This is a genomic window from Pseudoalteromonas sp. 20-92, from assembly GCF_030847595.1.
Taxonomy (GTDB): domain Bacteria; phylum Pseudomonadota; class Gammaproteobacteria; order Enterobacterales; family Alteromonadaceae; genus Pseudoalteromonas; species Pseudoalteromonas fuliginea.
Genome location: NZ_JANJGQ010000005.1, coordinates 166059 through 193041 on the forward strand (window position 1 = coordinate 166059; position 26983 = coordinate 193041).

The 26983-nt window shown below is 38.3% G+C and carries 21 protein-coding genes and 1 CRISPR repeat array (1 of these 22 running past the window's edge); of the genes, 19 read left to right on the forward strand and 2 right to left on the reverse strand.

The window, feature by feature from the left end; translation table 11 throughout:
* Position 1: 1 nt before the first annotated feature.
* From NRL14_RS07285 to NRL14_RS07340, 12 genes are all read left to right on the forward strand, one after another.
* Positions 2 to 1195, forward strand: a complete 1194-nt coding sequence (locus NRL14_RS07285; protein ID WP_149606342.1) for an alginate export family protein — start codon at positions 2 to 4, stop codon at positions 1193 to 1195.
* Between the two features lie 227 nt (positions 1196 to 1422).
* Positions 1423 to 2946 carry an FAD-dependent oxidoreductase gene (locus NRL14_RS07290; RefSeq protein ID WP_149606341.1) on the forward strand — a complete coding sequence of 508 codons (1524 nt, stop codon included), beginning with the start codon at positions 1423 to 1425 and terminating at the stop codon, positions 2944 to 2946.
* A 54-nt stretch (positions 2947 to 3000) separates the two neighbouring features.
* A complete protein-coding gene (locus NRL14_RS07295; RefSeq protein ID WP_149606340.1) occupies positions 3001 to 5697 on the forward strand; it encodes a nitrate reductase in 2697 nt (898 codons plus the stop codon).
* Positions 5698 to 5713: 16 nt separating this feature from the next.
* Positions 5714 to 6685, forward strand: a complete 972-nt coding sequence (gene moaA / locus NRL14_RS07300) for a GTP 3',8-cyclase MoaA (protein WP_149606339.1) — start codon at positions 5714 to 5716, stop codon at positions 6683 to 6685.
* Position 6686: 1 nt separating this feature from the next.
* Complete coding sequence (locus tag NRL14_RS07305) at positions 6687 to 7367, forward strand: molybdenum cofactor guanylyltransferase (protein ID WP_306724329.1); 681 nt, start codon at positions 6687 to 6689, stop codon at positions 7365 to 7367.
* On the forward strand, positions 7364 to 7903 hold the full coding sequence (gene moaB / locus NRL14_RS07310) for a molybdenum cofactor biosynthesis protein B (RefSeq protein ID WP_149606337.1): 540 nt from the start codon (positions 7364 to 7366) through the stop codon (positions 7901 to 7903). The genes NRL14_RS07305 and moaB overlap by 4 nt, the downstream gene beginning before the upstream one ends.
* Position 7904: 1 nt before the next feature.
* Complete coding sequence (moaC, locus tag NRL14_RS07315) at positions 7905 to 8375, forward strand: cyclic pyranopterin monophosphate synthase MoaC (RefSeq protein WP_007375236.1); 471 nt, start codon at positions 7905 to 7907, stop codon at positions 8373 to 8375.
* Positions 8353 to 8652, forward strand: coding sequence for a MoaD/ThiS family protein (locus NRL14_RS07320; protein ID WP_149606336.1), 300 nt, complete (start codon positions 8353 to 8355; stop codon positions 8650 to 8652). Before moaC ends, NRL14_RS07320 begins: the two co-directional genes overlap by 23 nt.
* Positions 8652 to 9110, forward strand: coding sequence for a molybdopterin synthase catalytic subunit MoaE (gene moaE / locus NRL14_RS07325; RefSeq protein WP_149606335.1), 459 nt, complete (start codon positions 8652 to 8654; stop codon positions 9108 to 9110). Before NRL14_RS07320 ends, moaE begins: the two co-directional genes overlap by 1 nt.
* On the forward strand, positions 9110 to 9772 hold the full coding sequence (locus NRL14_RS07330) for an MOSC domain-containing protein (protein ID WP_149606334.1): 663 nt from the start codon (positions 9110 to 9112) through the stop codon (positions 9770 to 9772). Before moaE ends, NRL14_RS07330 begins: the two co-directional genes overlap by 1 nt.
* Positions 9773 to 9938: 166 nt before the next feature.
* Positions 9939 to 11393 carry an ATP-binding protein gene (locus NRL14_RS07335; RefSeq protein ID WP_306724330.1) on the forward strand — a complete coding sequence of 485 codons (1455 nt, stop codon included), beginning with the start codon at positions 9939 to 9941 and terminating at the stop codon, positions 11391 to 11393.
* The gene (locus tag NRL14_RS07340; RefSeq protein WP_306724331.1) at positions 11390 to 11836 is read left to right on the forward strand and encodes a response regulator; all 447 of its coding nucleotides are present in this window, start codon (positions 11390 to 11392) and stop codon (positions 11834 to 11836) included. The genes NRL14_RS07335 and NRL14_RS07340 overlap by 4 nt, the downstream gene beginning before the upstream one ends.
* Before the next feature lie 126 nt (positions 11837 to 11962).
* Here NRL14_RS07340 and NRL14_RS07345 read toward each other — a convergent pair whose 3' ends face one another.
* Both NRL14_RS07345 and NRL14_RS07350 read right to left on the reverse strand, forming a co-directional pair.
* On the reverse strand, positions 11963 to 13678 hold the full coding sequence (locus tag NRL14_RS07345) for a GGDEF domain-containing response regulator (protein WP_306724332.1): 1716 nt from the start codon (positions 13676 to 13678) through the stop codon (positions 11963 to 11965).
* A 63-nt stretch (positions 13679 to 13741) separates the two neighbouring features.
* Entirely contained in the window at positions 13742 to 15253 is a 1512-nt protein-coding gene (locus tag NRL14_RS07350) for an ATP-binding protein (protein ID WP_306724333.1), read from the reverse strand.
* Positions 15254 to 15840: 587 nt separating this feature from the next.
* Between NRL14_RS07350 and NRL14_RS07355 the strand changes: the two genes are divergently transcribed.
* The 7 genes from NRL14_RS07355 (at position 15841) to cas6f (ending at position 25250) form a co-directional block, all read left to right on the forward strand.
* A complete protein-coding gene (locus tag NRL14_RS07355; RefSeq protein WP_306724334.1) occupies positions 15841 to 16683 on the forward strand; it encodes a WYL domain-containing protein in 843 nt (280 codons plus the stop codon).
* A 132-nt stretch (positions 16684 to 16815) separates the two neighbouring features.
* Complete coding sequence (gene cas1f / locus NRL14_RS07360; protein WP_008135456.1) at positions 16816 to 17784, forward strand: type I-F CRISPR-associated endonuclease Cas1f; 969 nt, start codon at positions 16816 to 16818, stop codon at positions 17782 to 17784.
* Positions 17781 to 21224, forward strand: a complete 3444-nt coding sequence (cas3f, locus tag NRL14_RS07365) for a type I-F CRISPR-associated helicase Cas3f (protein ID WP_306724335.1) — start codon at positions 17781 to 17783, stop codon at positions 21222 to 21224. Before cas1f ends, cas3f begins: the two co-directional genes overlap by 4 nt.
* A gap of 11 nt (positions 21225 to 21235) precedes the next feature.
* Complete coding sequence (gene csy1 / locus NRL14_RS07370) at positions 21236 to 22591, forward strand: type I-F CRISPR-associated protein Csy1 (protein WP_306724336.1); 1356 nt, start codon at positions 21236 to 21238, stop codon at positions 22589 to 22591.
* A gap of 2 nt (positions 22592 to 22593) precedes the next feature.
* Positions 22594 to 23574, forward strand: a complete 981-nt coding sequence (csy2, locus tag NRL14_RS07375; protein ID WP_306724337.1) for a type I-F CRISPR-associated protein Csy2 — start codon at positions 22594 to 22596, stop codon at positions 23572 to 23574.
* Positions 23575 to 23624: 50 nt separating this feature from the next.
* A complete protein-coding gene (csy3, locus tag NRL14_RS07380) occupies positions 23625 to 24605 on the forward strand; it encodes a type I-F CRISPR-associated protein Csy3 (RefSeq protein WP_306724338.1) in 981 nt (326 codons plus the stop codon).
* 6 nt (positions 24606 to 24611) lie between these two features.
* Positions 24612 to 25250, forward strand: a complete 639-nt coding sequence (gene cas6f / locus NRL14_RS07385; protein WP_306724339.1) for a type I-F CRISPR-associated endoribonuclease Cas6/Csy4 — start codon at positions 24612 to 24614, stop codon at positions 25248 to 25250.
* Between the two features lie 128 nt (positions 25251 to 25378).
* Positions 25379 to 26983: direct repeats of the CRISPR family, unit length 28 nt; unit sequence GTTCACTGCCACACAGGCAGCTTAGAAA; it runs 876 nt beyond the window's last position.

Genomic DNA, 26983 nt, shown 5'->3' on the forward strand with positions numbered 1-26983 from the left:
AATGCTTAACTATAAGAACAACTTACCTATTATTTTTATACTGGGTTGCTTCACTGCGCCTTCAATAAGCCAAGCTTCGCAAACTGATCTTGATTTTAGACTGCGTTTTGAAAGCGTTGATCAAGAAAATGCTCTAAAAGATGCAAGCGGCTTAACACTTAGAACCCGCTTAACGCATCAAACAGACGAGGTTAATGGTTTTTCAGCCCTTATTGAAGTAGAAGATACTCGCAGCCTATTGGGCGTAGATGATTACAACAATACGGTGGGGAAAAATACTAATTACTCTGTTATTGCCGACCCAGAAAACACCGAGATAGACCAAGGTTTTGTTAAATATGCCCGCGATGGTCTATCGCTAAAAGTAGGGCGCCAAGTAATAGCCCTTGATGGGCAGCGTTTTGTTGGGCACGTAGGTTGGCGCCAAGACAGGCAAACCTTTGATGCAGCAACCATTAATTACGCACTTAATAACATAGATTTACAGTACAGTTATTTAAATAAGCGTAACCGCATATTTGCTGACGATAAAGACATTAAATCGTCCGATCATCTAATTAATGCAAGCTTTAAAACAGACTACGGTAAAGTGGTTTTATACAGTTACTTATTAAGTGACGATGCACTACAAGACGACAGTTTAGACACTTATGGCGTTTCTTTTAACGGTAATAAAACCCTAAACGACATAAAATTTTATTACAAAGCGGAGTATGCAACGCAGTCTGCGTCAACAAGCGTGAGTGATTTTGATGCCGATTACTATGCACTTGAAGGCGCTGTTGATTTAAATGGTTTGGGTATAAAAACAGTAACATTAAAAGTTGGCATAGAGTCACTTGGCTCTGATAATGGCGATTACGGGTTTGCAACACCGCTTGCCACGTTACATAAATTTAATGGTTGGGCAGATACGTTTTTAAATACACCCGCACAAGGCTTGGACGACACTTACATAAGCTTAAACGGTAAAGCGTTTGACGGAAAATGGCTGGTGGCTTATCACAGTTTTGATGCTAATGAGCAATCAAATGGGGTTGACGATTTGGGTACTGAACTAAACGTACAATACGTTAAACCTATTAATAAACAATATGCAGTAGGTGTTAAATACGCTGATTACTCAGCGGGCGATACTGCTGCTAATAAAGTCGATACTCAAAAATTGTGGGTATGGATGAGCGCTAAATTTTAACCCTCACTATCTTCTAAAATCCTCTTGTAATTTATAGCGACACAAGATGGTGCAGTTGCACCATCTTGTGGGGCTTTATGCTTTTCACCTCTGCACCAATATAGGCAACTTGCTGATTTTAAATGCTTATATATTTGGCTTACATATTGCTATAACAATCCTATAACAAATTATTCGATGTTAGCTTTAGTCAATCACTAAAGTAGATATCATTTTAAGGTGAGTAAATGCTAAGCAAGCAGCGTGTTGTAGTGGTAGGAAATGGAATGGTGGGGCACCATTTTGTGCAGCAGCTAGTTTCTCAAAATCAAGCTGATGAGCAATTTGAAATTACGGCACTTAGCGGTGAAGACCGTTTAGCGTATGACCGCGTGCAGCTATCGTCTTTTTTTAAAGGCAAAACCGCAGACGACCTCGCACTTACATGCAATAAAACCTATGACGATTGGCAAGTACGCTTTCATACTCATTCTAAAGTGGTTGACATAAATCGTGATACGCAAACTGTAACGACCGCTAAAGGGGAGTTGTTTGAATACGACAAGCTTGTGCTTGCTACAGGTTCATTCCCATTTGTCCCTCCTATACCGGGTAAAGATCGCGAGCATTGCCTTGTTTATCGCACCATTAACGATTTACACACAATAAAAAACTCAGCCCACGGCAGCAAAGTAGGCGTGGTAATTGGTGGCGGTTTACTGGGGCTTGAAGCTGCAAACGCATTAAAGCAACTGGGTCTGCATACTCACGTAATAGAATTTGCACCGCAACTTATGGGCGTACAAGTTGATGCGGGGGGCGGTCGGTTACTAAAAAACAAAATTACAGACTTGGGCGTTACTGTGCATACATCGGTAGCAACAGAGGAAATAGTAGAAGGTGAAAGTTGTCGTTACAAAATGTGTTTTAAAGGCGGTAAAACCCTTGAAACCGACATGATTGTATTTTCGGCAGGTATTCGCCCTTATGATAATTTGGCCCGCGAGTTTAATTTAGAGTTAGGCGAGCGCGGCGGTATTGTAATTAATAACCACTGCCAAACGAGTGATAAAAACATATACGCTATTGGTGAATGTGCACTGTGGAATAATTTTATTTTTGGCTTAGTGGCACCTGGTTACGCCATGGCTAAAATAGCAGTTGGGCATATTTTACAAGATACGCAGCAAGGTACTTTGCAAAGTACTGGCTTAGACAATAAAGCCGATGAATTTAGTGGTGCCGATATGAGCACCAAGCTTAAATTAATGGGTGTTGAAGTGGGTTCTATTGGCGATGCACATGCACGCAGCGAAGGCGCAATAAGCTATTATTTTGAAGATCAACCCAATGGTATTTATAAAAAAATAGTTACCAATTCACAAAGTAATAAGCTGATTGGCGCGGTACTTGTTGGCGATACAAGCGATTACGACAATTTGCTGCAATATCATTTAAACGACATTGAACTTACCACCGCACCCGAAGCGCTCATTATGCCCCTTGCCGGCGAAATAGCAGAGCTAAGCGCCGATGACTTGCCTGATGACGCTATTATTTGCGCTTGTCATAAAGTAACTAAACACACCATTGAACAATCAGTTTCTAACGGCTGCATAGATTTGGCAAGTGTGCAGCAAAGCACCAAAGCCAGTACAGGTTGTGGAGGGTGTGAAAAACTCGTTCAAAATGTAATAAGCAGCGCACTCGCTAAAGCAAGTAACACTATTAATGTAGTTACCCTTAATGAGCCTGTAAAACAGCCCGCATAAATTAAAGCACACTAATTAAAGCACACTAATTAAAGCACATTAAAAGAGAGCAGTATGACAACCGCAAACACGTCACCAACTATAAATAAAACGAGTTTAAAACAAACAACATGTGCTTACTGTGGTGTAGGGTGCGGTGTTGATATTTCACTTTTTAACAATGTGCCAACCAAGCTTGAAGGCATGCGAGAGCATCCCGCAAACTTTGGTCGTTTATGTGTAAAAGGCACGCATTTGCTCGACACCACAGGCAGTGATAACCGCTTAACGTCGCCCCTCATTAATAACCAAGCTGTTACGTGGGATGAAGCAACCGACCACGTTGCCAATAAATTTAACAACATAATACAAAAGCACGGACCCGATGCGGTGGCTTTTTATGTATCGGGGCAGTTACTTACTGAAGATTACTACATCGCGAATAAATTAATGAAAGGCTACATAGGCTCAGGCAATATTGATACAAATTCGCGCCTGTGTATGTCGTCTGCTGTGGCAGGTTACAAACGCGCTTTTGGTGAAGACGTAGTGCCGTGTACCTACGAGGATTTAGAGCAAACTGAGTTACTTATTTTAATTGGCTCTAATGCCGCATGGACTCACCCGGTTTTGTATCAGCGAATGGAGCGTGCAAAGCAGCTTAACCCAAATATGAAAGTGGTGGTTATTGATCCGCGTAAAACCGACACCGCTGAGCTTGCCGATACATTTTTAAATATAAAACCAGGCAGTGACGCCGCGCTTTATAACGGCTTGCTTAATTATTTAAATGAGCATAACCACCTCGACACGCAATTTATTGCTCAGCACACAAACGGCTTTGAAAGCGCATTGCAAGAGGCACAAAAGTGGAGCTGTGAGGCAGTTGGCGACTTTTGCGATATAGCAATTGAGCAAGTTACTGAGTTTTATGCGCTATTTGCTAAAAGCCCAAGTGCGATTAGCTTTTATTCAATGGGTATAAATCAATCAAGCTCGGGTGTAGATAAATGTAACGCCATTATTAATGCACATTTAGCCTCTGGTAAATTACTTAAGCCAGGCAGTGGTCCGTTTTCTATTACTGGGCAACCCAATGCGATGGGCGGGCGCGAAGTAGGTGGTTTGGCTAATCAGTTGGCGGCGCATTTAGATATTGAAAACGAAGCACATCGATCACTTGTACAACGTTTTTGGCTCTCGCCAACTATTGCTAAAAAAGCAGGCAGTAATGCTATTGATATGTTTGATGACATAGCCGCGGGCAAAATAAAAGCAGTGTGGATAATGGCAACAAACCCAATGGTGAGCTTGCCCAATAACGCCGCTATTAAAAAGGCATTAGAGACTTGCGAGATGGTGGTTGTATCTGACTGTATTGCAAAAAGTGATACGTTAAAGTTTGCCGATGTTGCTTTTCCATCAACCGGATGGGGTGAAAAAAACGGCACAGTAACTAACTCAGAGCGCAGAATATCAAGGCAGCGCCCGTTAGTAGCGCCTTATTCAGGAGCTAAAAATGATTGGCAAATTATGTGCGAAGTTGCTAAAAAAATGGGCTTTGAAGGATTTGATTTTACAGATCCAAGTGGCATTTTTGAAGAATGGGCACAATTAACCGACTTTGAAAATAACGGCAGCCGATTATTAAACCTCTCTGGTTTAGTTGGGCTCACACAAGATCAGTATGATAATTTAAAACCCATTATGTGGCCTGTTGTTAAAAACGAGCCTTATAAAAATGGTCAGGTTTTTACAAATAACCAATTTAGCACCGCTGATAAAAAAGCGCGTTTTATACCTATAACGCCGCAATTACCGGTACAAAAAACATCAAGTGATTACCCGTTTGTAATGAACTCAGGGCGTATACGCGACCAATGGCATACGATGAGCCGTACGGGTAAAAGCACTGCGCTTTCATCGCATATTACACGGCCGTATATTGAAATTAATCCGCTTGATGCCAGTAAATTAGCAATTAAACAAAACGATTTAATAAGTGCAATTGCCCAAACAGGGCACGTTACCGCGCATGCAAAAGTAACCGATGCCGTGCGAAAAGGTGAATGCTTTATGCCTATTCATTGGAACAAGCAATTTGCGTCATCAGCAACAGTAAGTGGGTTGTATCAATCGGTAGTTGACCCTCTATCTGGTCAGGCTGAGTGCAAACACGGCGCCGTTAATATAGTTAAAGCACCCTTTGGGCAATATATGCAGCTGTTTGCTAAAAACGAACTTGTTATAAACAGTGATTTTTGGCTCAAAGTTAATGCTAGTAATTGCTTTAATTACCAATTGGCGCTTAATGAGGCACAAAGTGATTTACTGTATTACTGCCAAACCTTAACTGGTTTACAAGGGCAGTGGTCGGCTATGAATACGGCAAAAGCAATGCATGTGCAGTGTATTCAAAACGATCAATTAGCGTTTGTTGGTGTTATTTCTAATGAGCAAAAAGAAATATCACTTGAGTGGATAAACCATTTATTTGCAGAGCCATTACTGACGTTTACACAGTTACAATCTTTGCTTTATGCAACCCCCGATGAAGAATTTACCCAAGGCGTGCAAGTGTGTAGCTGCTTTAAAGTAAGAGAGCAGCCGATTATAAACGCCATTAAAAACGGTGCAAACACAGTCGAGCAATTGGGTTCTGAACTTAAATGTGGAACGAACTGTGGTTCGTGTAAAACACAATTAAGCCAATTAATAAAACAACATTACAAAGCAGGTTCTAGCAGCATTAATGTTGCGGTTGTAATGTAAAGAAAAAAGGAAGCATATGCTTAATGATCAATTTGGTCGGCAGTTTAACTATTTGCGCCTCTCAATAACCGATGTATGTAATTTTAGTTGTAGTTACTGTTTACCAAACGGTTATCAGTGCGATACGCCGCGTAATTTTTTAAATAAAAATGAAATTAGCACGCTGGTAAATGCGTTTGCAGAGCTAGGTACTAAAAAAGTGCGCATTACAGGTGGCGAACCATGCTTACGAAACGACGTAACCGATATTATAAAACTCTGTAAAAATACGCCAGGCATAGAAAAAGTAGCCATTACTACCAACGGTTTTAATTTATTAAAGAAAATTGATGAATTTGCAGAAGCAGGGCTAGATGCGCTTAATGTCAGTATTGATAGTTTAAATCCGAATCTATTTAAACTCATAACAGGGCACGACAAACTTACCCTTATTTTAAAAGGGATTGAGCGCGCGGTAGAGCTGGGCATAAAAGATATAAAAATAAATGCGGTGCTTGCCAAGCAGTTTAATAAAAACCAATTGAAGGATTTTTTAGCGTGGGTAAAGCACCACAAAGTTACGGTACGCTTTATAGAATTAATGGAAACCGGTGACGGCGCAACCTTTTTTGAAGAAAATCACTTAAGTGGGCAAACGGTTAAAGCCCAGCTTTTAGCTCAAGGCTGGTTACAAGTCGTGAGGGGGAAATTAAATGGACCCGCAGAAGAATTTTGTCATCCTGATTACGATGGTCGTATTGGTTTAATAATGCCGTACAGTAAAGATTTTTGTAAAAGTTGTAATCGCTTAAGGGTGTCGGCACTGGGTAAATTACACTTATGCTTGTTTGCCGAACAAGGTATAGATTTACGCGAACTACTAAACGAGGACGATACTGCAGCGACCGTAAAGGCAATTCGAGCTGCTATGGGCAATAAAGAAATAAGCCATGAGCTAGGTAAACGCTTAACAGGTGCGACAACTCACTTAGCCATGTTAGGTGGTTAATATGGAAGTAAAAGCTAAGCGAGATTTTACAGGCGTTGTGCTTGCTGGTGGTAATTCATCAAGAATGGGCACAGACAAAGCCGATTTAGTTTTAAAAAATAAAACGCTATTGCACAATGCGTGTGATTTATTAAAAGATGCAGGCGCTAAAAACATACTTATAAGCCGCAACGTTACAAATCCAGTCAAATCATCGAGCCATTACTCGCCGAGCGATTATCCCTCAGAAAAGTACGTTAAAGATATATACCCAAATAGTGGACCCCTTGGCGGTATTTACTCAACATTAATAGCCACCGAGCACGACTTACTTATTACTGCGGTAGATATGCCTCTACTTACAAGTAGTTTGTTAAGCACAATTGTGCTGGCTTCTCAGTCAAATAAAGTACAAAGTGTGAGCAATCAATTAAATCAGTCACAAATACATGCTTGGCACTTTGAAAATGAACCACTACCGCTGTATATTCGTAATACAAGCAGTGTAAAAAATCATTTAAAACACATACTCACAAACGCTAACAGTCATAAATCAATAAAACAGTTTACCCAAAGCATTGGTGTGCAAACGCTTTTATGTAATAAAGCGCACGCATTAATAAACACCAATACACCGGCGCAATTTAAAGCTGTAAATGAGCATTTTGACCAAAGCATTAATCAATTAAGAAGAGCATTATGAGCCACACAACTGAGTCACAAATACCTTTAAACATTGCCGTACTTACAGTAAGCGACACGCGCGATGCGATTACCGATACTTCTGGTCATTACTTAATTAAAGCGCTAACTGAGGCGGGTCATCACTTAGCGGATAAAGAAATTGTAAAAGATGATGTTTACCAAATGCGCGCTATTGCATCGCAGTGGATAGCCGATGACACCATTCATGCTATTTTAGTGACTGGCGGTACAGGTTTTACTGAGCGCGACTCAACACCTGAGGCATTTGCGCCGCTGTTTGATAAAAGCGTAGACGGCTTTGGTGAGCTATTTAGACATATATCGTACGGTGAAATTGGTAACTCAACTATTCAGTCTCGTGCATTGGCAGGGCTTGCTAACAACACCGTTATTTTTTGTATGCCAGGCTCTACAGGCGCATGCAAAACAGCATGGACAGGCATTATAAAAGATCAACTTAACTCAATGCATAAACCGTGTAACTTTGTACCGCACATTACCATCGGTAAAAAGTGTGAATCGCGTGAGCAATAGTATGTTGAGCCACGTTGACGAAAACGGCCAAGCCAATATGGTTGATGTATCGCTCAAAGACGTAACCCTGCGCGATGCTTCAGCTGAAGCCTTTATTAGCATGAGCAAGCTTGCCTTTGAACAAGTAATGCTTAATCAAAACAAAAAAGGCGATGTGTTAGGCGTGGCACGTATTGCAGGTATTCAAGGCGCTAAAAAGTGCGCTGATTTAATTCCGCTTTGTCATCCGCTTGCACTTAGTAAAGTAGCAGTCGATTTTGAGCTTGATGAAGCAAACAGCCAAATTAAAATAACCAGCTACTGCAAACTTGCAGGTAAAACTGGGGTTGAAATGGAAGCGCTAACGGCGGTATCTGTGGCTAGCCTTACTTTGTTTGATATGTGTAAAGCAGCCGACCCACTAATGGAAATTAGCGGCATGCGCGTTACTCAAAAAGCTGGGGGCAAAAATGGCAGTTGGCAGCGAGATTAATTCAAACGATGCAGTATCTAGCGCCGGAAAAGTAGAGTTGTTGTTTTTTGGGCAACTAAAAGAGCGGTTAAAGTGCAGTAAATTAAGCCTTGAGATTACGCAGCCGCTTACTATTTCAGAGCTTAAATTAAGATTAGTAAGCCAATACCCGCACTGGCAACCGTGGCTTGAGGAGCGAGAGCTACTTGCCGCGCTTAACCAAACTATGTCATCAAGCGACGAAATAGTGAAAGCAGGGGATGAGCTTGCCTTTTTTCCGCCGGTTACAGGTGGTTAATGAGCATACATATTCAAGTACAAACCAATGACTTTAATGTAGGTGACGAGCACAATACGCTTTGTAGTAATAACAAAAGCGATGGCGCTGTTGTCACCTTTACAGGTTTGGTAAGAGAGTTCAGCAGTGGCGACAACGTTATTGCACTTGAGCTGGAGCACTACCCTGGTATGACCGAGCAACTGCTTCAATCTATTGCAGAGCAAGCACAAACTCGCTGGCAACTGGCGCGAATATGCATTGTTCACCGCGTTGGTTACTTAGCACTTGGCGAGCAAATTGTATTTGTAGGCGTAACGTCCCGCCATCGCCAAGCTGCGTTCGAAGGCGCACAATTTATAATGGATTACTTAAAAAACCACGCCACGTTTTGGAAAAAAGAGCACTTTAAAGACTCATCAAACTGGGTTGAGTTTAAACAAAGTGACAAACAAGCATTAGGTAAATGGGAGTCTTAATGAAAATAATCTCTACCAATATCTCTAAAATAAAAACGGTTGTGCATAACGGCAAAGAAGTCAAAACAGGTATATTTAAAACGGCTACTAACGAACCGGTAACTATTGAAAAGCTAAGTATTATAGGTGATGAGCAAGCTGATTTAGTTTACCACGGCGGCGTAGATAAAGCGGTATATGCTTTTTCGCACAATCATTATGACTATTGGAGGAGAATGCTTGCAAACGAGGATTTAACCAGTGGCATATTTGGTGAAAACTTCACGATTTCAGACCTTGATGAAGCGAATATACATATAGGCGATCATATTCGAATTGGTACTGCATTACTTGAAGTAAGCCAGCCTCGTGTACCCTGTTTTAAATTGGCTATCGCCCTTAATAATAAAAACAGCCTTAAACTGTTCACGCAGTATTACTGCACGGGCGTATATTTTAGAGTCATTGAGCAAGGTGTTGCCAAAACAGGCGACGCAGTCACTATAGAAAAAAAAGCGGCGCATAATATTTCAGTTAAAAAGCTGTTTCAGGCGTTTTTTGACAAAAAATACGTAGGTTACGAAGACGTACTTTTAGAGGCCCTAACTTTGCCAGAGCTTGCTGTAGAGTGGCAAGAAAAGTTAAAAAAGAAACTTGCTATTAAAGTTGAATCGGCCAAATGAATACTGTGCAATTTTTATGCAGTAATTAAATTCTCTAAAGAAGCGCAAAACTTATACATTAACTAGTAAAAAAAAGAATGCCTGCTATAACTAAGGTTAGAAAAACCATAATAAATATAGTGTTACGGTTATTAACCAATAGCGAATAGGAAAACAGGCTTCGTATATGAATATATCTAACAAATTGATGCTTATAGTAATCTTAACGACAGCCGAAGTAAGTATTACCGTTTTTTCTGCCTTTGAAATAGCTAAAGGCGCTAAGTTTCATCAACTTAATTTTCTTCATTTAAAGTATATTAACCAATTAACAAAGACAGTAAAAAAAATAAAAAACGACACCCCTGTAGACATAAATACAATAGAGTTTGATATATTGGCTATAAAGCAGCAACCTATTGATTGTCTTGATGAAGTTAATTATTTAAACCGTGTTATTATGAAAGTCATTAAGACTGATCAAGCTTTAACTATTTGCGAAAATGATATAGAAATTGCGGATAAAGCACTACTGTCAGTTACTCAATATAAGAAAGGTGAACTCAGTAGAGATGATTTTTTACTAAACCTTAATGTTGCACTTGATGGATTCAATCAACATTCAGAAATGTTTGAAGAACCAATCAGAAAAACAGTGTCGTTTATATTGATCACTTTAATACCACTTGTTTTAATCATATCCCTTTTTAATATTATTTTAATCAGTTACCTGTCACGTACCATATCTAGCTCTATACGCAATTTAACCATTCTTTTAACTAGTAAACCTGAAGATAGTACTAATTTAGATGACGAACTTGATAAAAATACCACGGGTGAATTAAAAGCATTGGTAATAGCAGCAAGACAGCGTATCAAAGATGATTTATTAAACATAGAAAATAGTATCGAGCTAAAAGCTATTGTAAACAGCCAAACAGCTTCTTTGCAGCAGGCAAATGATGAACTGGCTCAGTTTGCTTATCGGGCATCACATGATTTAAAGTCACCGTTATCGGGTGCTAAATCTTTGGCTCAATTTGTTATTCAAGATATAGAAGCTGGTGATATTGAAGAGGCCTGTCAAAATGCGAAAATTATTTACCAACAAATGGAGAAGTTAGAAACACTTGTTGTTGATATTTTATTATTAGCAAAAGCAGATATAGGTAATGAAAATGAAGAATTAATTGACTTTAATCAGTTGATTACTGATATGGAAGAACGACTGGCTTGGTTAATGAAAGATAATCCTTGTACATTAACAACGAATATTAATTTATCGACACCTATCAAATCAGAAAAAGCGCGTTTTGCTCAAATCATCGAAAATTTGATATCAAATGGGTTGAAATATTACGACACAAATAAGGATGCGCCTTATGTTCACTGCGATATTTTTAACGAACAAGAGACGTTCAATATTACAGTTACCGATAATGGGATTGGAATACCTGATAAGCATCAAAGCGAAGTGTTTGATATGTTCAAGCGATTTCATGTTCAGACGAGTAGCGGCTCAGGTTTGGGTATGGCACTAGTTAAAAAACATATAGAGTATTTAGATGGAGAAATATCATTGCAAAGCTCTAATAGCGGTACAACATTTAAAATAACAATACCTATGGATAAATTAAGATGAAAAAAGTAAAACCACCTATATTAATTATCGATGACAATGAAGTTGATCGGTATATCCTTAAAAGATTAATAAAAGAAGCTAACTTAGAGCTTAGCATTTTTGAAAAAAAAGATGGTCAAGAGGCGTTAGAATTTCTCGAAAATTATGAAGCGAATAAAAAAGAACACCCAGATGGCTTTCCCCCAATATTGATTTTTTTAGACATTAATATGCCCAGAGTTAATGGTATTCAATTTTTAGACGAGTTTGCCAAGCTCAGGAAAGTCATTGAAATAAGTTCTTGCGTAGTTATGATGTTCAGCTCATCAGAACGAGAAGAAGAGAAAAAAATTATTATGGCGCATGATTTTGTTAAAGGCTATTTAGTTAAGGGAACTTTTAAAGCTGAAGATCTAAAAGAGAAGGTACTGTCTGTCATTGGAGCGCGAATACAGGGAGATTAAAAATTATTACGATCTCAATATATTCTGAGTTTATATTGAGTGAAAATAGAGTTTTAGGTGTTTTTCGGTTTAGCAAAATACAGCCTCTGTTATTTTATTTTGACGATTTCAATATAGGTAATATTTCTAGATTGAATCGTCGGCGTTCTTAGTGAGTAATAAGTCTATGTCGTTTGCAGGCATGGGCCTTGAAAATAAAAAGCCTTGCAAATAGTCTATCTCTAATTGTTTACATAAATTGTGCTGTGCTTGGGTTTCAATACCTTCGGCGACAATATCAAAATCTAACTTTTTAAGCATCAGAGACAACCCTTCAATTACTCTTAGTCGTTTCCCTTTTTCACCATCAGATGATTGCATGCTTTTATCTAACTTAACAATATCAATGGGGTAAGATATAAGATGAGATATAGATGAATAGCCCATACCAAAATCGTCCAAAGCAATTCTAAAGCCATTATTAGATAAGGTGGTTAATATATCAGTAACTTCTTCGTTATCTTTGATAAAGGCTGTTTCAGTTATTTCTAAAATTATACTATTAACATTCACATCATATTGCTTTACAGCTGCGAGTAAATAAGCGAGCAATCCTTCACTCTGAAGTTGTATCGGGGAAATGTTTATTGATAAATTTAGCGGAATTTTAAAACGAGTTTGCCATAATGATAATTGCTGTAGAGCTGTTGAAATAATCCACTCGCCAAGCGTCACAATTAATCGGCATTCTTCCGCAATGGGTATAAATTCATCAGGAGTATAACTAATATCGGAATCTGGCCAGCGAATTAAAGCTTCTACACCTGATATTTTTTGCCGTTTAGAGCAATAAACAGGTTGGTAAAATATTCGAAAATTTTCTTGTTCTAAATTTTCTTTAATTTTGTTTTGAATATCAACGCGACGACTAAACTCGTATTGATATTGTTCTTTATAAAAACTAATTTTTGCTTTACCGTTTTGCTTAGAGCGATACATTGCAATATCAGCACATTTAAGCAGTTCATGTGACTCCGTCGCATCTTGAGGATATATAGCACTGCCAATACTCACACTACAGTTAATCGTTCTACCATTATGTAAAAATGGCTCAGAAACATTAGCTAGGATCCTATTTGCTATCATACCTATTTGATTAATATTACTTATACTACCAATAATAACAGCAAATTCATCTCCCCCTAATCGAGCAAACCCTTCGTCTCTTCTTAGGCAGTGGTTAATTCTTGTTACAGTTTGTATTAAAATCTGATCGCCAACATTATGCCCTAATGTGTCGTTTATATGTTTGAAATTATCTAAATCCAATGCCAAAAGCGCGACACTATTTTTAGTCCGTTTATTATTGGCAATCATTACTTTTAATATTTCTTCAAAATGGTATCGGTTTGACAAACCCGTTAGCTGATCCCTTTCTGCCATATGCTTTACAGCGAGGTAACTGTCATGCATGCGTTGTTCAGCTTCAAAGCGTTTTTTAGCGTATATAAGTGCTTTATTTAAACTACTACGTGTAATATCACCCTTAGGTAAAAAATCTTGTGCACCGGCTTCTATACACTCAATTGCGAGGGTTGAGTTCTCTGATGAACTAATCATAATTATTGCAGTATTACCAAGTTTTGGCTTTGCTCGCATCTCAAGAAGCATTTCGATACCATCTTCTTTAGGCATATTATAATCGAGTAGTATTATGTCAAAATGCGAACTTTCAATAGCGTTTAAACCTTCGGTAACACATGTTACTTCAGTAATATCATGAAGTTGAGAGCCATCTGAAATAAGCATCTTTTTAATTAATTTACGATCTACTAAGTCATCATCAACTATTAAAATATACATAAGTTCCTTAAGGGTTTAGCACTATGCCAATACTCATCTTTAATTAATAAAACAATTTTATTGCTAAATTTTTGGCCAAAAAATAGTAAATTTACTGCCAAGCTTCCCATCAGATGCTACTTCAATCTTACCGCCATAATTAATAATGAGTTTTTTTGCTACACAAAGGCCAATACCACTACCTTCTACGTCATCACGAGATCGCAGAGTTTGAAACAATTTAAAAATGAGTGAAAAATACTTTGGATCTATTCCAGGGCCATTATCTGTTATTTCAATAAGATAATAATGATGAGAAGGCCGCAAAGAAACGTGTATAACACCAAGCTCTTTATCGTTATGTTTTATAGCATTACTAATAAGGTTTAAAATGACTGTTTTGAAGGGGACTACAGGTATGTTTAATAATTTATCATTTGCATCTATATGAACAGTTACTGTTTCTGGGATCTCTAAACATTCAGCGATTTCAAGATAGACATTTTCTAAAGACAAGTCAGATCGGGTAGAATCACAGCGATCTACTCTCGAATAGCTCAGTAAATCTTCTAGTAATACCTGCATTCTATTAGTGCGATTAATTACTAACTGAAAGTTTTCTAAATGCTCTTCAGGAAGCAGATCTTTACAGTCATCCGAAATCCACTCAAGTAAACGTTTAATTGCATTTAATGGCGATTTTAAATCGTGAGAAGCAATACTGGTAAACTCGTCAAGTTCACTGTTTGCTTTTTGTAATTTAGATATTAAATTTTCTTTTTCAGCTATGTCTCTGCACACACCTAAAATATAATGTTTACCAGACTTATCTTCAAAGCGTTGTTTTATAGTTTCTACAGTAATCTGCATGCCATTAGGCATTGCTAAATTTTCGACTGTTTTACTAATGCCGCAATCTAAAGCAATTTTGTCTTGCGCTAAAAATGCAGTAGCCGCATCTTCTTCGTAGTGTTCAATTGTAGTAAAGCCGATTATTTTGTTTTGCATTTCTTTTGGATAACTATTTTTGAAGGCATCATTTGCGTATACAATTTTAAAGTTCTCGTCCTTTATAAAAACAAAATCTCTATTTAGCTCAGAAATCATTGAATGAAGTTCAGCATCTTTTTCTTTTTTAAATATAAAATTAAGTTGGAGTAATTGATTTACAATATTTTTTTGTATGGTGGCTAATATCGTTTTATCTTTTTCTGTAAATGCGGATTCACTTTTTCGTTCAAATATCAACCAACCCAATTTTAAGTTCGATGGTAAAATAATGAGTGATATAACCCTACGCATTTTGGAGTTTACATTTAAGGGAGTATTTGAAGTGCTTTTTGAGTTACCCTCGATAATAGATTCATTAAATACTTCACTATTTAGCGCTTCTGTGGTTATGGCTATTTTCGAACCATATTGGTACAACTCAATTTGACCCTGTGGTGAATTTGCAATAATAGAGCATGCCGTAGCATCAAAAACATTTAAGATTAGTTCAACAATGTGCTCTAAGTTTTTTTGAATGTCGTTATCAACAAAAAAATTCGAATCTGTTGGTAATATATTCTCAATATAGCGTCCTACATTAGGCATTAACACTTCCTTCAATCTAATCACTTAACTAGTACCTGTTGAACTTTTATGATTGAAATTCGTTCAATCTAAGAGCTGTTTAATCGTGGCGCGAGGTTTGTAACCTAGTGGGCTCGGCAACTGCTCCTGCGTACTCTAATGGCTTACACCATTGTAAGAATAAGTAAAAACCGAGCAACAAAGAGTCAATCACCCTTAGGTAGCGCATATTTGGCATTTATCCTGCGTTATCGCCTATTTTTGGGGAGTAACCACACTACATAGGCTCTAACTTGCTTAAATACCAAACAGTTTGCTGCCAATTAAACCTCGAAAGATGAACAGGCCTTAATATAAAATACCCTCACATTAAAACGCTATGTAACAAGCAATTAACTTATTGTAGTTGATTATTATGAGTTTGCTTAAATAATCTATTTTATAAATTAACTTTTTAAATTAAAAGCTTACCTAATTTAAATACACCGTGCTTTAGGTTTTTAAAAGCAGTTACACAGGCATTTTAATATACGGTTTAATAAAGTGAGTGATTCATTGCTTTATTAATTGTAATGTATAAAAGTGGAATTACTGATTTAAGGAAAAAGATGTCAATTCAATTTACTTACGACGCAATTCAGCGTTTTCATTTTATAGAACTTATTATTTACTGGGAGGGTCGTTTAACAACAAACCATATACAACAACACTTTCAAATAAGCCGTTCAAGCGCCTCAAAATACATTCAAGATTATCTAACGTTTTTTCCTAACTTCTTAATCTATAACAGTTCAAAAAAAGGGTATGAAGCAAGTAATAAGTTTGTTTCAAAACATGGTTTAAATGACTTAGGCACTTACTTAAAAGTGACTCAGCAAAGCATGACCAGCCATTTTTATAATAACTTCACCGCCATGGTATCGCCACTTGCTTCTATAGAGCCTAGTAAAGTATCAGGGATTTTAAATGCACTTAAGCATAAATATCGGATTGATGTAGGGTACGCCTCGGTATCCAGTCCTGAATTTGAATCACGTATAATAAGCCCGCACAGTTTAGTATTTGATGGAACACGTTGGCATGTTCGTGCATATTGTGAAAAAAATCGTGACTTTAGAGACTTTGTACTAACACGGTTTAACGGTGAATGCGATATAGAAGGCCGTGCAGAGTTTGACCAAAAAAACGACACATTATGGCAAAAAATATTACACGTAAGCATAGAGCCAGATCCACGACTAACCCCCAATAAAGCTCGCATAATAGCACTTGATCACCAAATGGTTGAACACCCTAGTGGGCAATACAAGCGTGTTATTAAAACGCGCGCAGCCTTATTGCTTTACCTTTTAAAACAACTGCGTGTAGATAGTTATCAAGCAAACCCAGAGGCTCAGCAAATTATATTAAGCCCGTATTGTTTAGCCCAGCTACAGCCTTATATGCCTTAATATAAAACAAAATTTAACCATAATTTTCTTATTAAAAACCTGCCTAAAAACGCGACAGGTGATAAATACACAGTGTTGCTCAAAAGCTAAACAAACTATAAATTTAACGGAATGAAAAAAAAGGATAGACACATGGACGATTTTAGCCCAAGCAATTTAAAAACAATTTTGCACTCAAAACGTGCCAACATGTATTACCTAGAATATTGCCGAGTAATGCAAAAAGACGGGCGTGTTTTATACCTCACAGAAGCTAAAAACGAAAATCAGTATTTTAATATTCCTATTGCTAACACCACAGTTTTACTGTTAGGCAACGGCACATCAATAACCCAAGCCGCCATGCGCATGCTGGCGCAAGCGGGAGTACTCGTTGGGTTTAGTGGTGGCGGAGGCACACCGCTTTATATGGGTAACAACATAGAATGGTTAACGCCCCAAAGTGAGTACCGCCCAACTGAGTATTTGCAAGGTTGGATGAGCTTTTGGTTTGACGATAAAAAGCGCTTAGCCGTAGCCAAACAATTTCAGCAAGCACGCATAGAATACCTCAACAAAATTTGGAATAAAGACCGCAGTTTAAAAAGTGAAGGCTTTACAACCCAAAATAACAGCATTGAAACGGCCTTAACACGCTTCAACGAGCGGATGCTCGTTGCAACAAAGCAATCTGAACTGCTATTAACTGAAGCACAGCTTACCAAAGCTTTGTATAAGTTTGCCGCCAATATAACCAAGGCAGAAGGCTTTACGCGCCAACACACCTCAACCGACCTTGCGAACGACTTTTTAAATCATGGTAATTATTTAGCGTATGGCTTAGCCGCCAGTTGTTTGTGGGTGCTGGGTATTCCCCATGGTTTTGCTGTAATGCATGGTAAAACCAGACGCGGAGCGCTTGTATTTGATATTGCCGACCTAATTAAAGACGCCATTGTACTGCCTTGGGCATTTATTTGCGCACAAGAAAACGCCACCGAACAAGAATTTAGACAACAAATTTTACAAGCCTTTACCGACAACAAAGCACTCGACTTTATGTTTGATGAAGTAAAAAAAGCAGCACTGCAAACAGAGCACAAAACAGGTGAAAACCAATGATGGTCACTTTTGTTAGCCAATGTGAAAAAAACGCCTTAAAAAAAACGCGCCGTGTACTCGACGCATTCGCAAATCGTATAGGCGACAACACGTGGCAAACCCTCATCACAGAAGATGGCTTATTCACTGTAAAAAAAATGCTACGCCAAACCGCCAGTAAAAGCACCGCAGTGAGCTGCCATTGGATACGCTCAAGGTCGAGAAGTCAGCTTTTATGGGTAGTGGGGAATAAATTAAAATTTAATGCGCAGGGTATTGTGCCGGTAAATTATACTAAGCTAGAGCTTTCTCATAAAGAATGGGAAAACGGCTGGGAATTAAACGAAGCAATAATGTTGGCCTCAAGCCTTGCTGGTTTATTTCATGATTTTGGTAAAGCAAATGATTTATTTCAACAAAAGTTGGCTGGTAAAACACAATCAAAATCTGAACCATATCGTCATGAGTGGGTATCGTTAAGATTGTTTGAAGCCTTTATTAAAGAGTTAACCGACCAAGAGTGGTTAACAAAGCTACTAAAAATTAATCAGCAATCAAATGCTATTCAGGCTGAAAATAAAATACACAAAATATTATTTAAAGATAACGGAAAACATCAAAACCCATTTAATTCTTTTGGCGATAATACACAGTTTGGAAAGCTAGTTGCGTGGTTAATTGTCTCGCACCATCGTTTACCTTACCCGCAAGTTAACCCAGTTAAGTTAGACGAAGCTGAACACTGGCTAACCAAGTGCTTTGATTGTCATTGGAATTCTAAAAATGCAGAAAATTTGACTGATATAGAACCATCAGTAATTAATGCTAATTGGCGTTTTACTCATGGCACGCCGCTGTTGAGTAAAACATGGCAAAACAAAGCAAGTGAAATTGCAAAACGAGCATTGAGTTATCATAAATTATCTAAAAAAACAGATTGGCTAAATCAACGTTTTGTTAGCCATTTATCAAGATTATCACTCATGTTAGCGGATCATTATTATTCATCTCTTGAGTTAAAAGATTCAAAAATGAAATGGCGAGATAATAGCTATCAAGCTAACGCAAATACAGATAGAAAAACAAATCAGTTAAAACAAAAATTAGATGAACACAATATTGGGGTTGCTCATAACGCTTTTTTATTTGCTAAAAACTTGCCTGCTTTAAAATACACCTTACCAGCATTAGCCCAACATAGACTTTTTTCACAAAGTGCTAAAGACCGTAAATACCAATGGCAAGACAAAGCGTTTAAAGCGTCAAAAGAGTTTGCTAAAACCAGTGAAAAACAGGGCTTTTTTGGTATTAACATGGCATCAACAGGGTGTGGTAAAACCATGGCAAATGCACGAGTTATGTATGCCCTAGCAAATGAGCGCGAAGGTTGCCGATTCTCAGTTGCTTTAGGTTTACGTACTCTAACCTTACAAACGGGTGATGCATATCGAGATTTACTCAAATTAGGTGATGATGAACTCGCCGTTTTAATTGGTTCTAATGCTGTTAAATTACTACATCAGTTAAATAAAGAGGACGGGAAATTAGCAAAGCCCGATCATGGCAGTGAATCAGCACAAGACTTTTTTGAACAATTATATGTCAGTTACGAAGGGCAAATTTACGACGGACGTTTAAAGCATTGGTTAAAGGGCAATCCCAAATTAGAGCAGTTAATCAGTGCGCCTATTTTGGTCAGTACAATCGATCATTTAATGCCAGCTACAGAAAGTAAACGAGGCGGTAAACAAATCGCGCCTATGCTGCGGTTATTAACGTCAGACTTGATTTTAGATGAACCCGACGATTTTGGATTAGAAGACCTACCCGCATTATGCCGATTAGTTAACTGGGCAGGTATGTTAGGCTCTCGGGTTTTATTATCATCGGCAACGTTACCACCTGCGCTTATCAGTGCTTTGTACGACGCTTATGTAGCAGGCCGTAAACATTATAACCAAGCTAATTTTCCACATAATAGCAATACAGGTATTGTTTGTGCTTGGTTTGATGAAAACAAAAGTGAAGTTGAATTAATAAATAATAAAGAGGGATTCAAACAAAAAAATAACATATTTATTGAATCACGATTAAAAAAATTAACGGCGAACAGCAAAGTATTACGTAAAGGAAAGATCGTTAATATTGAGTTGCCTGACACGGATAATAGTGACTCAGCAGATCAAAATTTAACAGGTCAAAATATAGATGAGAAAAATAAGCAGGTTTTTCAAAATGTGGCAGATACCATTCACCAACAAATTTATGAATTACATAACCAACACCATGTAACACATAGCAGCGGCAAAAAAGTATCTATTGGTGTGGTTAGAATGGCTAACATTAACCCGATGATTGCGGTTACAAAAATACTGTTAGCTATGCCGCCAAGGGCTAACTATCAATTTCATTTTTGTATTTATCATTCGCAGTTTCCGCTAGCGTTACGCTCCTACAAAGAATCCCGCTTAGATAAAACCTTAACTCGCTATGATGAACAAGCGCTTTGGCAACAACCTGAAATTGCCAACATGTTAAAAGCTGACAGACTAAATAAAACATCGGCAGGCAATCATGTGTTTATTGTAGTGGGCACATCTGTAGTAGAAGTAGGGCGTGACCATGACTACGATTGGGCAATTGCAGAGCCTAGCTCGCTGCGCTCAATTATACAGTTAGCGGGGCGTATACAACGGCATAGGCAAGTACCGCCTACTGTTGCAAACGTGGTGATGCTTAACCAAAACATACGGGCATTAAAAGGTGAAAAAGTAGCTTATTGTAAACCAGGTTTTGAAACCCCAGAACTTCCCCTTAACAGTAAAGACTTGAATGAATTGTTAACAACAGAATTAGACAATATTTCAGCAATACCAAGAATCGTAGAGCCTCAAATGAGCCAAGGTGATTTTGCTAAAGCTCCGATAGGAAGTCATAAAAGAGAAACGGCTAATTCAATTAAGTCGTTTGCAATTCAAGAGCACAGATCATTAAGAGTCACATTGGATGTTATTGGGGGAAAGAAAAAAGATTTATTTTACAACTCAGATAAACCCGCATCACTTTGGTGGAATGAAAGCTCCGCAATTGATTGGAGTGCTGAATTTATTCGTCAAACTGAGTTTAGAAAATCACAACCACAAGAAGAATTTATTTTACGCTTAGAAGAAAGTGAAACATTAACGTGGAGTCAAATTGACGATACCCGCTACCCACCAGTGTATTTAGAGCAAAGCAATCGCTTTATAGATGAAAACCAATCAATTGAATTAGCCCAAGGCAACCATTGGTGGTTTAACTTAAGCGTTGAAGAAACCTATCAAATTTTTGCAGATAAAGTAGATAAAAGCTTGCAACAAGTAAGTGAAACCTTTGGTGTAATTGGCATAAGAGAGCCGAGTAAAGATCAAGAATTAAATTGGCACTGGCATGAACAGCTAGGTGTTTTTGATAATAAGTAAAAGGAAAAACGATGGAAGCAACATTAACGCAAGCGCTAGCTGATTATATAGAGCAGCGCAAACAAGCTAAGTTGGAACCTTTTCAAAAAGCACTAAATAAAGTGTTAGAAAAAAGTGAAAACGAAACAGAAATAGCGACAGCTAAAGCAGAATACGCAGAAAAATCGGCACCTATTGAAGAAGGTTATAAAGCTGTAGTGTGGTTAACTGATGCAGCTAGGCGAGCAAAACAAATCAGTTTAGCAACCCATGCGGCAAAATTTACTCATAGTGATGCCAAAGCGAGCAGTATTTTAGTAAGTCAGTCATGTACAGATAGTCAAACTATAAATAATCAATACCTTGTTACAACAAGCTTAACAAATAAAGCAATTGATGCTGTAGGTAATGCGGCAGCATTAGATGTTGCAAAGCTGCTAAATATAACGGTCAATGGTGAAAGCCTTATTACGCAATTGCAACAAAATCATGCACAAGCGTTAAGTGCTTTTACTGATAATGCCGAATTATTACAAACTTGGATTGATGGTTTTAAATTAGCATTAGCCGATGAGAAACTAAGCTCACATAATTTAAGTAAACAGGTTTATTTTCCGGTTAAATCAGAAAATGATGATGTTGGGTATCATTTATTATGCCCGCTATTCTCATCGGCACTGGCGCATAATTTACATAAAAAAGTCACCGATACGCGCTTTGGTGATTCAAAAGATATTCGAGATGCCCGCAGAGCCAATAAGTATGATGAACGAATGGATATAAGCTTTCCAAATACCGCCGTGCAGAGCTTTGGTGGTTCAAAGCCACAAAACATTTCACAACTAAATAGTGAGCGTTATGGTCAGAATTTTTTATTAAATACAGCTCCTCCTACGTTCACAGCACAAGTTAAGCCGCCTATAAATAATACCAGCTTATTTAACCGACAACTAACATACAAAATATCGGGGTACTTGCGAGACTTTAAAGCCTTTTTAAGTAAATTAAACCCCGAAGAAAATAACTTTAAAGTGCGCTACAAGCGCGATTATCACTTTATTTTACCCATACTCGATCAACTAATGATCCACGCAGCCAACATTCAAACATTACCAGCAGGCTGGGCAAGTGAATCACATTGCAAACTAAAACACGCCCATGCTTTATGGCTTGATGTTTATAACCCACATGAGGGCTTTAAACGTGAGCGTGAAAAGCTCGACTGGCAAGCTGTGATAGCGGCTGATTTTGCCAGTTGGTTAATTAAACAATTAAAAGATGACGAAAAATATCGCTTGGGTGATATCGAACATGCTTATTTTTCTAAAGTTTGTTTGCATCAGTTAAAACGTTTTGAACACAACACACCAAAATTAGCGGAGCAGTAATCATGAGCCAATATTTATTACTTAAAAAAGTATCGGTACAAAATGCCAATGCTATTGCTGGTTTAACGTATGGTTTTCCTGCCATAACTAATTTCTTGGGTTTTACCCATGCATTATCACGTAAATTACCTGAAACGTTAGCCGTTAATTTAGGTGGCGTTGCTGTAATTAGCCATAAAAACACAGTACACGCAAGGCAACCTAAAGGGTGGGGCGACTATGTTTTTGCATTATCCCGTAACCCGCTAACTCACCAAGGCAAGACGGCACCCATTAATGAAGAAGGGCGCATGCATATGCAAATATCTTTGTTGATTGAAGTTAATGGTTTGATTGCCGGTGATACAGAAACAGCAGAACAATTAATTGAACAGGTAAAACAAAAAGTGCCAACGCTACGTTTAGCAGGCGGTCAAATTACGCACGTAGAAAATATTGAGTTAACCCCGTTAAATAAAGAACAAAAAACACTGCGTAAATTAATGCCAGGTTTTGCCTTAATTGATCGCAGTGATTATTTAGCTGAGTATTTTCAACAGCAAAAAAGCATAAACGATAACGCTTGTTTATTTGATGCATGGTGTGATTTTGCCAAGCTTAAATTTAAAGCTGAAAAAATAACAAGTAAAGATGAACAAGAAACCGACGCCCTTGAAAGCGTAAAACAAAAAGCCAATTGGCATTATGTAGCAAAACCTCAAAGTGGCTATTTAGTGCCAATTAATACGGGGTATTGTGCAATCTCTCCAGTTTATGAAGCGGGTGAAGTGAGCAATGTAAGAGATGCAACGGTGCCGACTGCCTTTGCTGAAAGTGCTTATAGCGTCGGTGAATGGAAAAGTGTGCATAACATAAAAAACATTGAAGTAGCCGTTTGGCGTTATGAACATCAATACCCTTGGTATGTTGCTAAAACAAGCCCTTTCGAAGATGAAATTATTGAACCTGATAGTTTTGATCATGATGAAGCAATGAACTTTTAAAAACGTTTAATAAAAATTAACCCAAATATTTTATCAATGGAGTAATAAAAATGGCTGAAATTAAATTAAAAACACCCTCAGTATTAGCATTTGAAGCTAAGTTAGTACCATCAGACGCACTCATGTTTGCAGGTAACTGGGAGCAGCAAGCATGGCAAGCAATACAAGTGGGTGAAAAAGCAGTACGAGGTACAATTTCAAATCGTTTAAAAGGTAAAGCTAATGATCCGCTAGCAATTAATGCTGCTATTGTAAACGCTAACCCTCAAACAGTTGATATAGCTGCATTAACGCACAAAACAGATACGTTGAAAGTTGTTTTTACCTTGCGTGTATTAAGCGGTTTGGAAATACCATCAACCTGTAATAATCCCGATTACCAAGCTGAACTGGCTAACAAGATAACGCAGTACCAAACAGATGTAAGTTTTGAGGAGTTGTCAAAACGTTACGCTTTTAATATTGCCAGTGCCCGTTTCTTATGGAGAAACCGTGTAGGTGCCGAGAACGTAAAAATTATTGTAACCGTGGCAAATGAAATTATTGAATTTAATAGTCAAGATTATTTATTACGTGAATTTTCAAGTGACGCAAAAATCACTCAACTTGCACACTTTATTCAACAGGGCTTAACCGATAATCATGTACTTATAAAAGTCCAAGCGTATAGCCAATTAGGTGAAGGCCAAGCTGTGTATCCATCACAAGAATTAGTAATGGGCGGTGGTAAAGGCGATAAAAGTAAATTTTTATATCAGCTTGATGGACAAGCCGCAATGCACTCTCAAAAAATTGGTAATGCCTTACGCACAATCGATACTTGGCATCCAGCTGTTGACGAGGTAGGTCCAATTGCTGTTGAACCATACGGCTCAGTAACAAACCGTGGTGCAGCGTATCGTCAACCAAAAGAAAAAACAGATTTTTATAATTTACTTGATGCTTGGATGATCAAAGGTAAAGAGCCAGCGATTGAACAGCAACACTATATTATGGCGATGTTAATTCGTGGTGGCGTATTTGGGGAATAAATTAATATGAAATATTATCTCGAAATAACGCTTCTCCCCGATGCTGAAGCAAATTTGGGGTTCCTTTGGCAAAAAATATATCAGCAAATTCATATTGCACTTGTTGATAACAAAATAGGAGAAAATGAATCGGCCGTTGCTGTGGCATTTTCTCGCTATGGCGAAAAGTTATTTCCATTAGGGGATCAGTTAAGGTTATTTGCTAAAACTGAAATACAGTTAAATGAGCTAAATATATCAACTTGGCTAAGTCGATTTAAAGATTACGTACACATTAAGTCGATTAAACCAGTACCAGAGAAAATAACGCATGTGTGTTTTATTCGAGAGCATGTAAAAGGGGAGGCCAGTATTGAAAAAAAGATGCAAGCTAAAGCGAAATACTGGTCTGAAAAATCAGGGCAACCTTTGGAAGAATGCTTATTATCACTTGAAAAAAGTAAGCCTAAAGCAAGGTCAACACGCCCTTTTATATGGTTAGAAAGCCAAAAAACAAAACAACGTGATCCTGCGCAAAATATAAAGTTTCCTTTATTTATTAAAAGAATAGAGCTTGAGAACCCGCAAAAAGGACATGTAAATTGTTATGGTTTAAACGCAAACCATAAAGATATAAGTAACTGGGTAAGCGTACCGCACTTTTAACCCTTATTTTTGCTCTTTAAAAATATAATTTAAAAACAATAAGTTACAAACCATCAAAAATTTTAGGTTAAATTGCCAAAAATAACCTATTTGATTGTTGTAACTTATTTTTTTATCGGTATTCTATTGTTCACTGCCACACAGGCAGCTTAGAAATGATAAATTTTTAGTACGCACCTTAAAGCTGTGTTCACTGCCACACAGGCAGCTTAGAAAGTATTGAATTGATGGTTCGCATACGTGGCTATGTTCACTGCCACACAGGCAGCTTAGAAATTTAAAGAAAGGTAGTATGCTGCCTCGCTGATGTTCACTGCCACACAGGCAGCTTAGAAAGCTGGCGGTGTTTGGGTTGGCGTTTGGCTCGGGTTCACTGCCACACAGGCAGCTTAGAAAATGAGCGAAATAGCGCAGGGTTTTGAGTGGGGGTTCACTGCCACACAGGCAGCTTAGAAAATTTTGCGCTTCTGCCGCTCTTTCTATTATAAGTTCACTGCCACACAGGCAGCTTAGAAACTTATAGGGTTGGACTGATCAATAACTTAGGGGTTCACTGCCACACAGGCAGCTTAGAAACGATACCTTTTAAACCCTGCAAAAACTTACTTGTTCACTGCCACACAGGCAGCTTAGAAAAGTAAATTTGACGTATGACAAAATACACTTTGGTTCACTGCCACACAGGCAGCTTAGAAAATTATAAGCTGAAGAAGTACTTTCTTTACATAGTTCACTGCCACACAGGCAGCTTAGAAAGTATACTAATAGGGGGGGAGCGAAAATTAACAGTTCACTGCCACACAGGCAGCTTAGAAAAGCTTAGTGGCCTTAGCTAGCGTCATATCTTTAGTTCACTGCCACACAGGCAGCTTAGAAAATTTTCAAGAAAAGAACATTATTTACAGTATCGTTCACTGCCACACAGGCAGCTTAGAAAAGTGGGCAAAAGTACGCGCCGAACTAGCAAAAGTTCACTGCCACACAGGCAGCTTAGAAACATGCTAGCCAATCATCTTGGTTATTAGCTACAGTTCACTGCCACACAGGCAGCTTAGAAATTGAAAACGAAGTGTTTGGCGAATGGCTAGCTGTTCACTGCCACACAGGCAGCTTAGAAACGTTGTAGGGATTGTTAATTGAGCTGTGTCCAGTTCACTGCCACACAGGCAGCTTAGAAAAGTGGTGCTTACGTGGACGCAGTGTTGCAGGTGTTCACTGCCACACAGGCAGCTTAGAAAAATAATATTAGAAACAACCCCACAGATATTTACGTTCACTGCCACACAGGCAGCTTAGAAAGGTGCAATTGAAGCGTTAAGCCCCGCTTATAGGTTCACTGCCACACAGGCAGCTTAGAAAAGTAAAGCGACCACCATTGAAACGACTGCCTTCGTTCACTGCCACACAGGCAGCTTAGAAATCTCGAATAGTTGGCGGTAACACCTGAGATATGTTCACTGCCACACAGGCAGCTTAGAAATACAGCAACACCAAAGCTCGGCAACTATCAGTGTTCACTGCCACACAGGCAGCTTAGAAATTAATATGATCGTCACTTGATGGCTTAGTTATGTTCACTGCCACACAGGCAGCTTAGAAACTGTCGCGGTGTTTCTTGATTTTCAAGCCGGTGTTCACTGCCACACAGGCAGCTTAGAAAAGAAGATGCGGCTAACGGAATAAATAGATCTGGTTCACTGCCACACAGGCAGCTTAGAAAATTTGCAGAATTT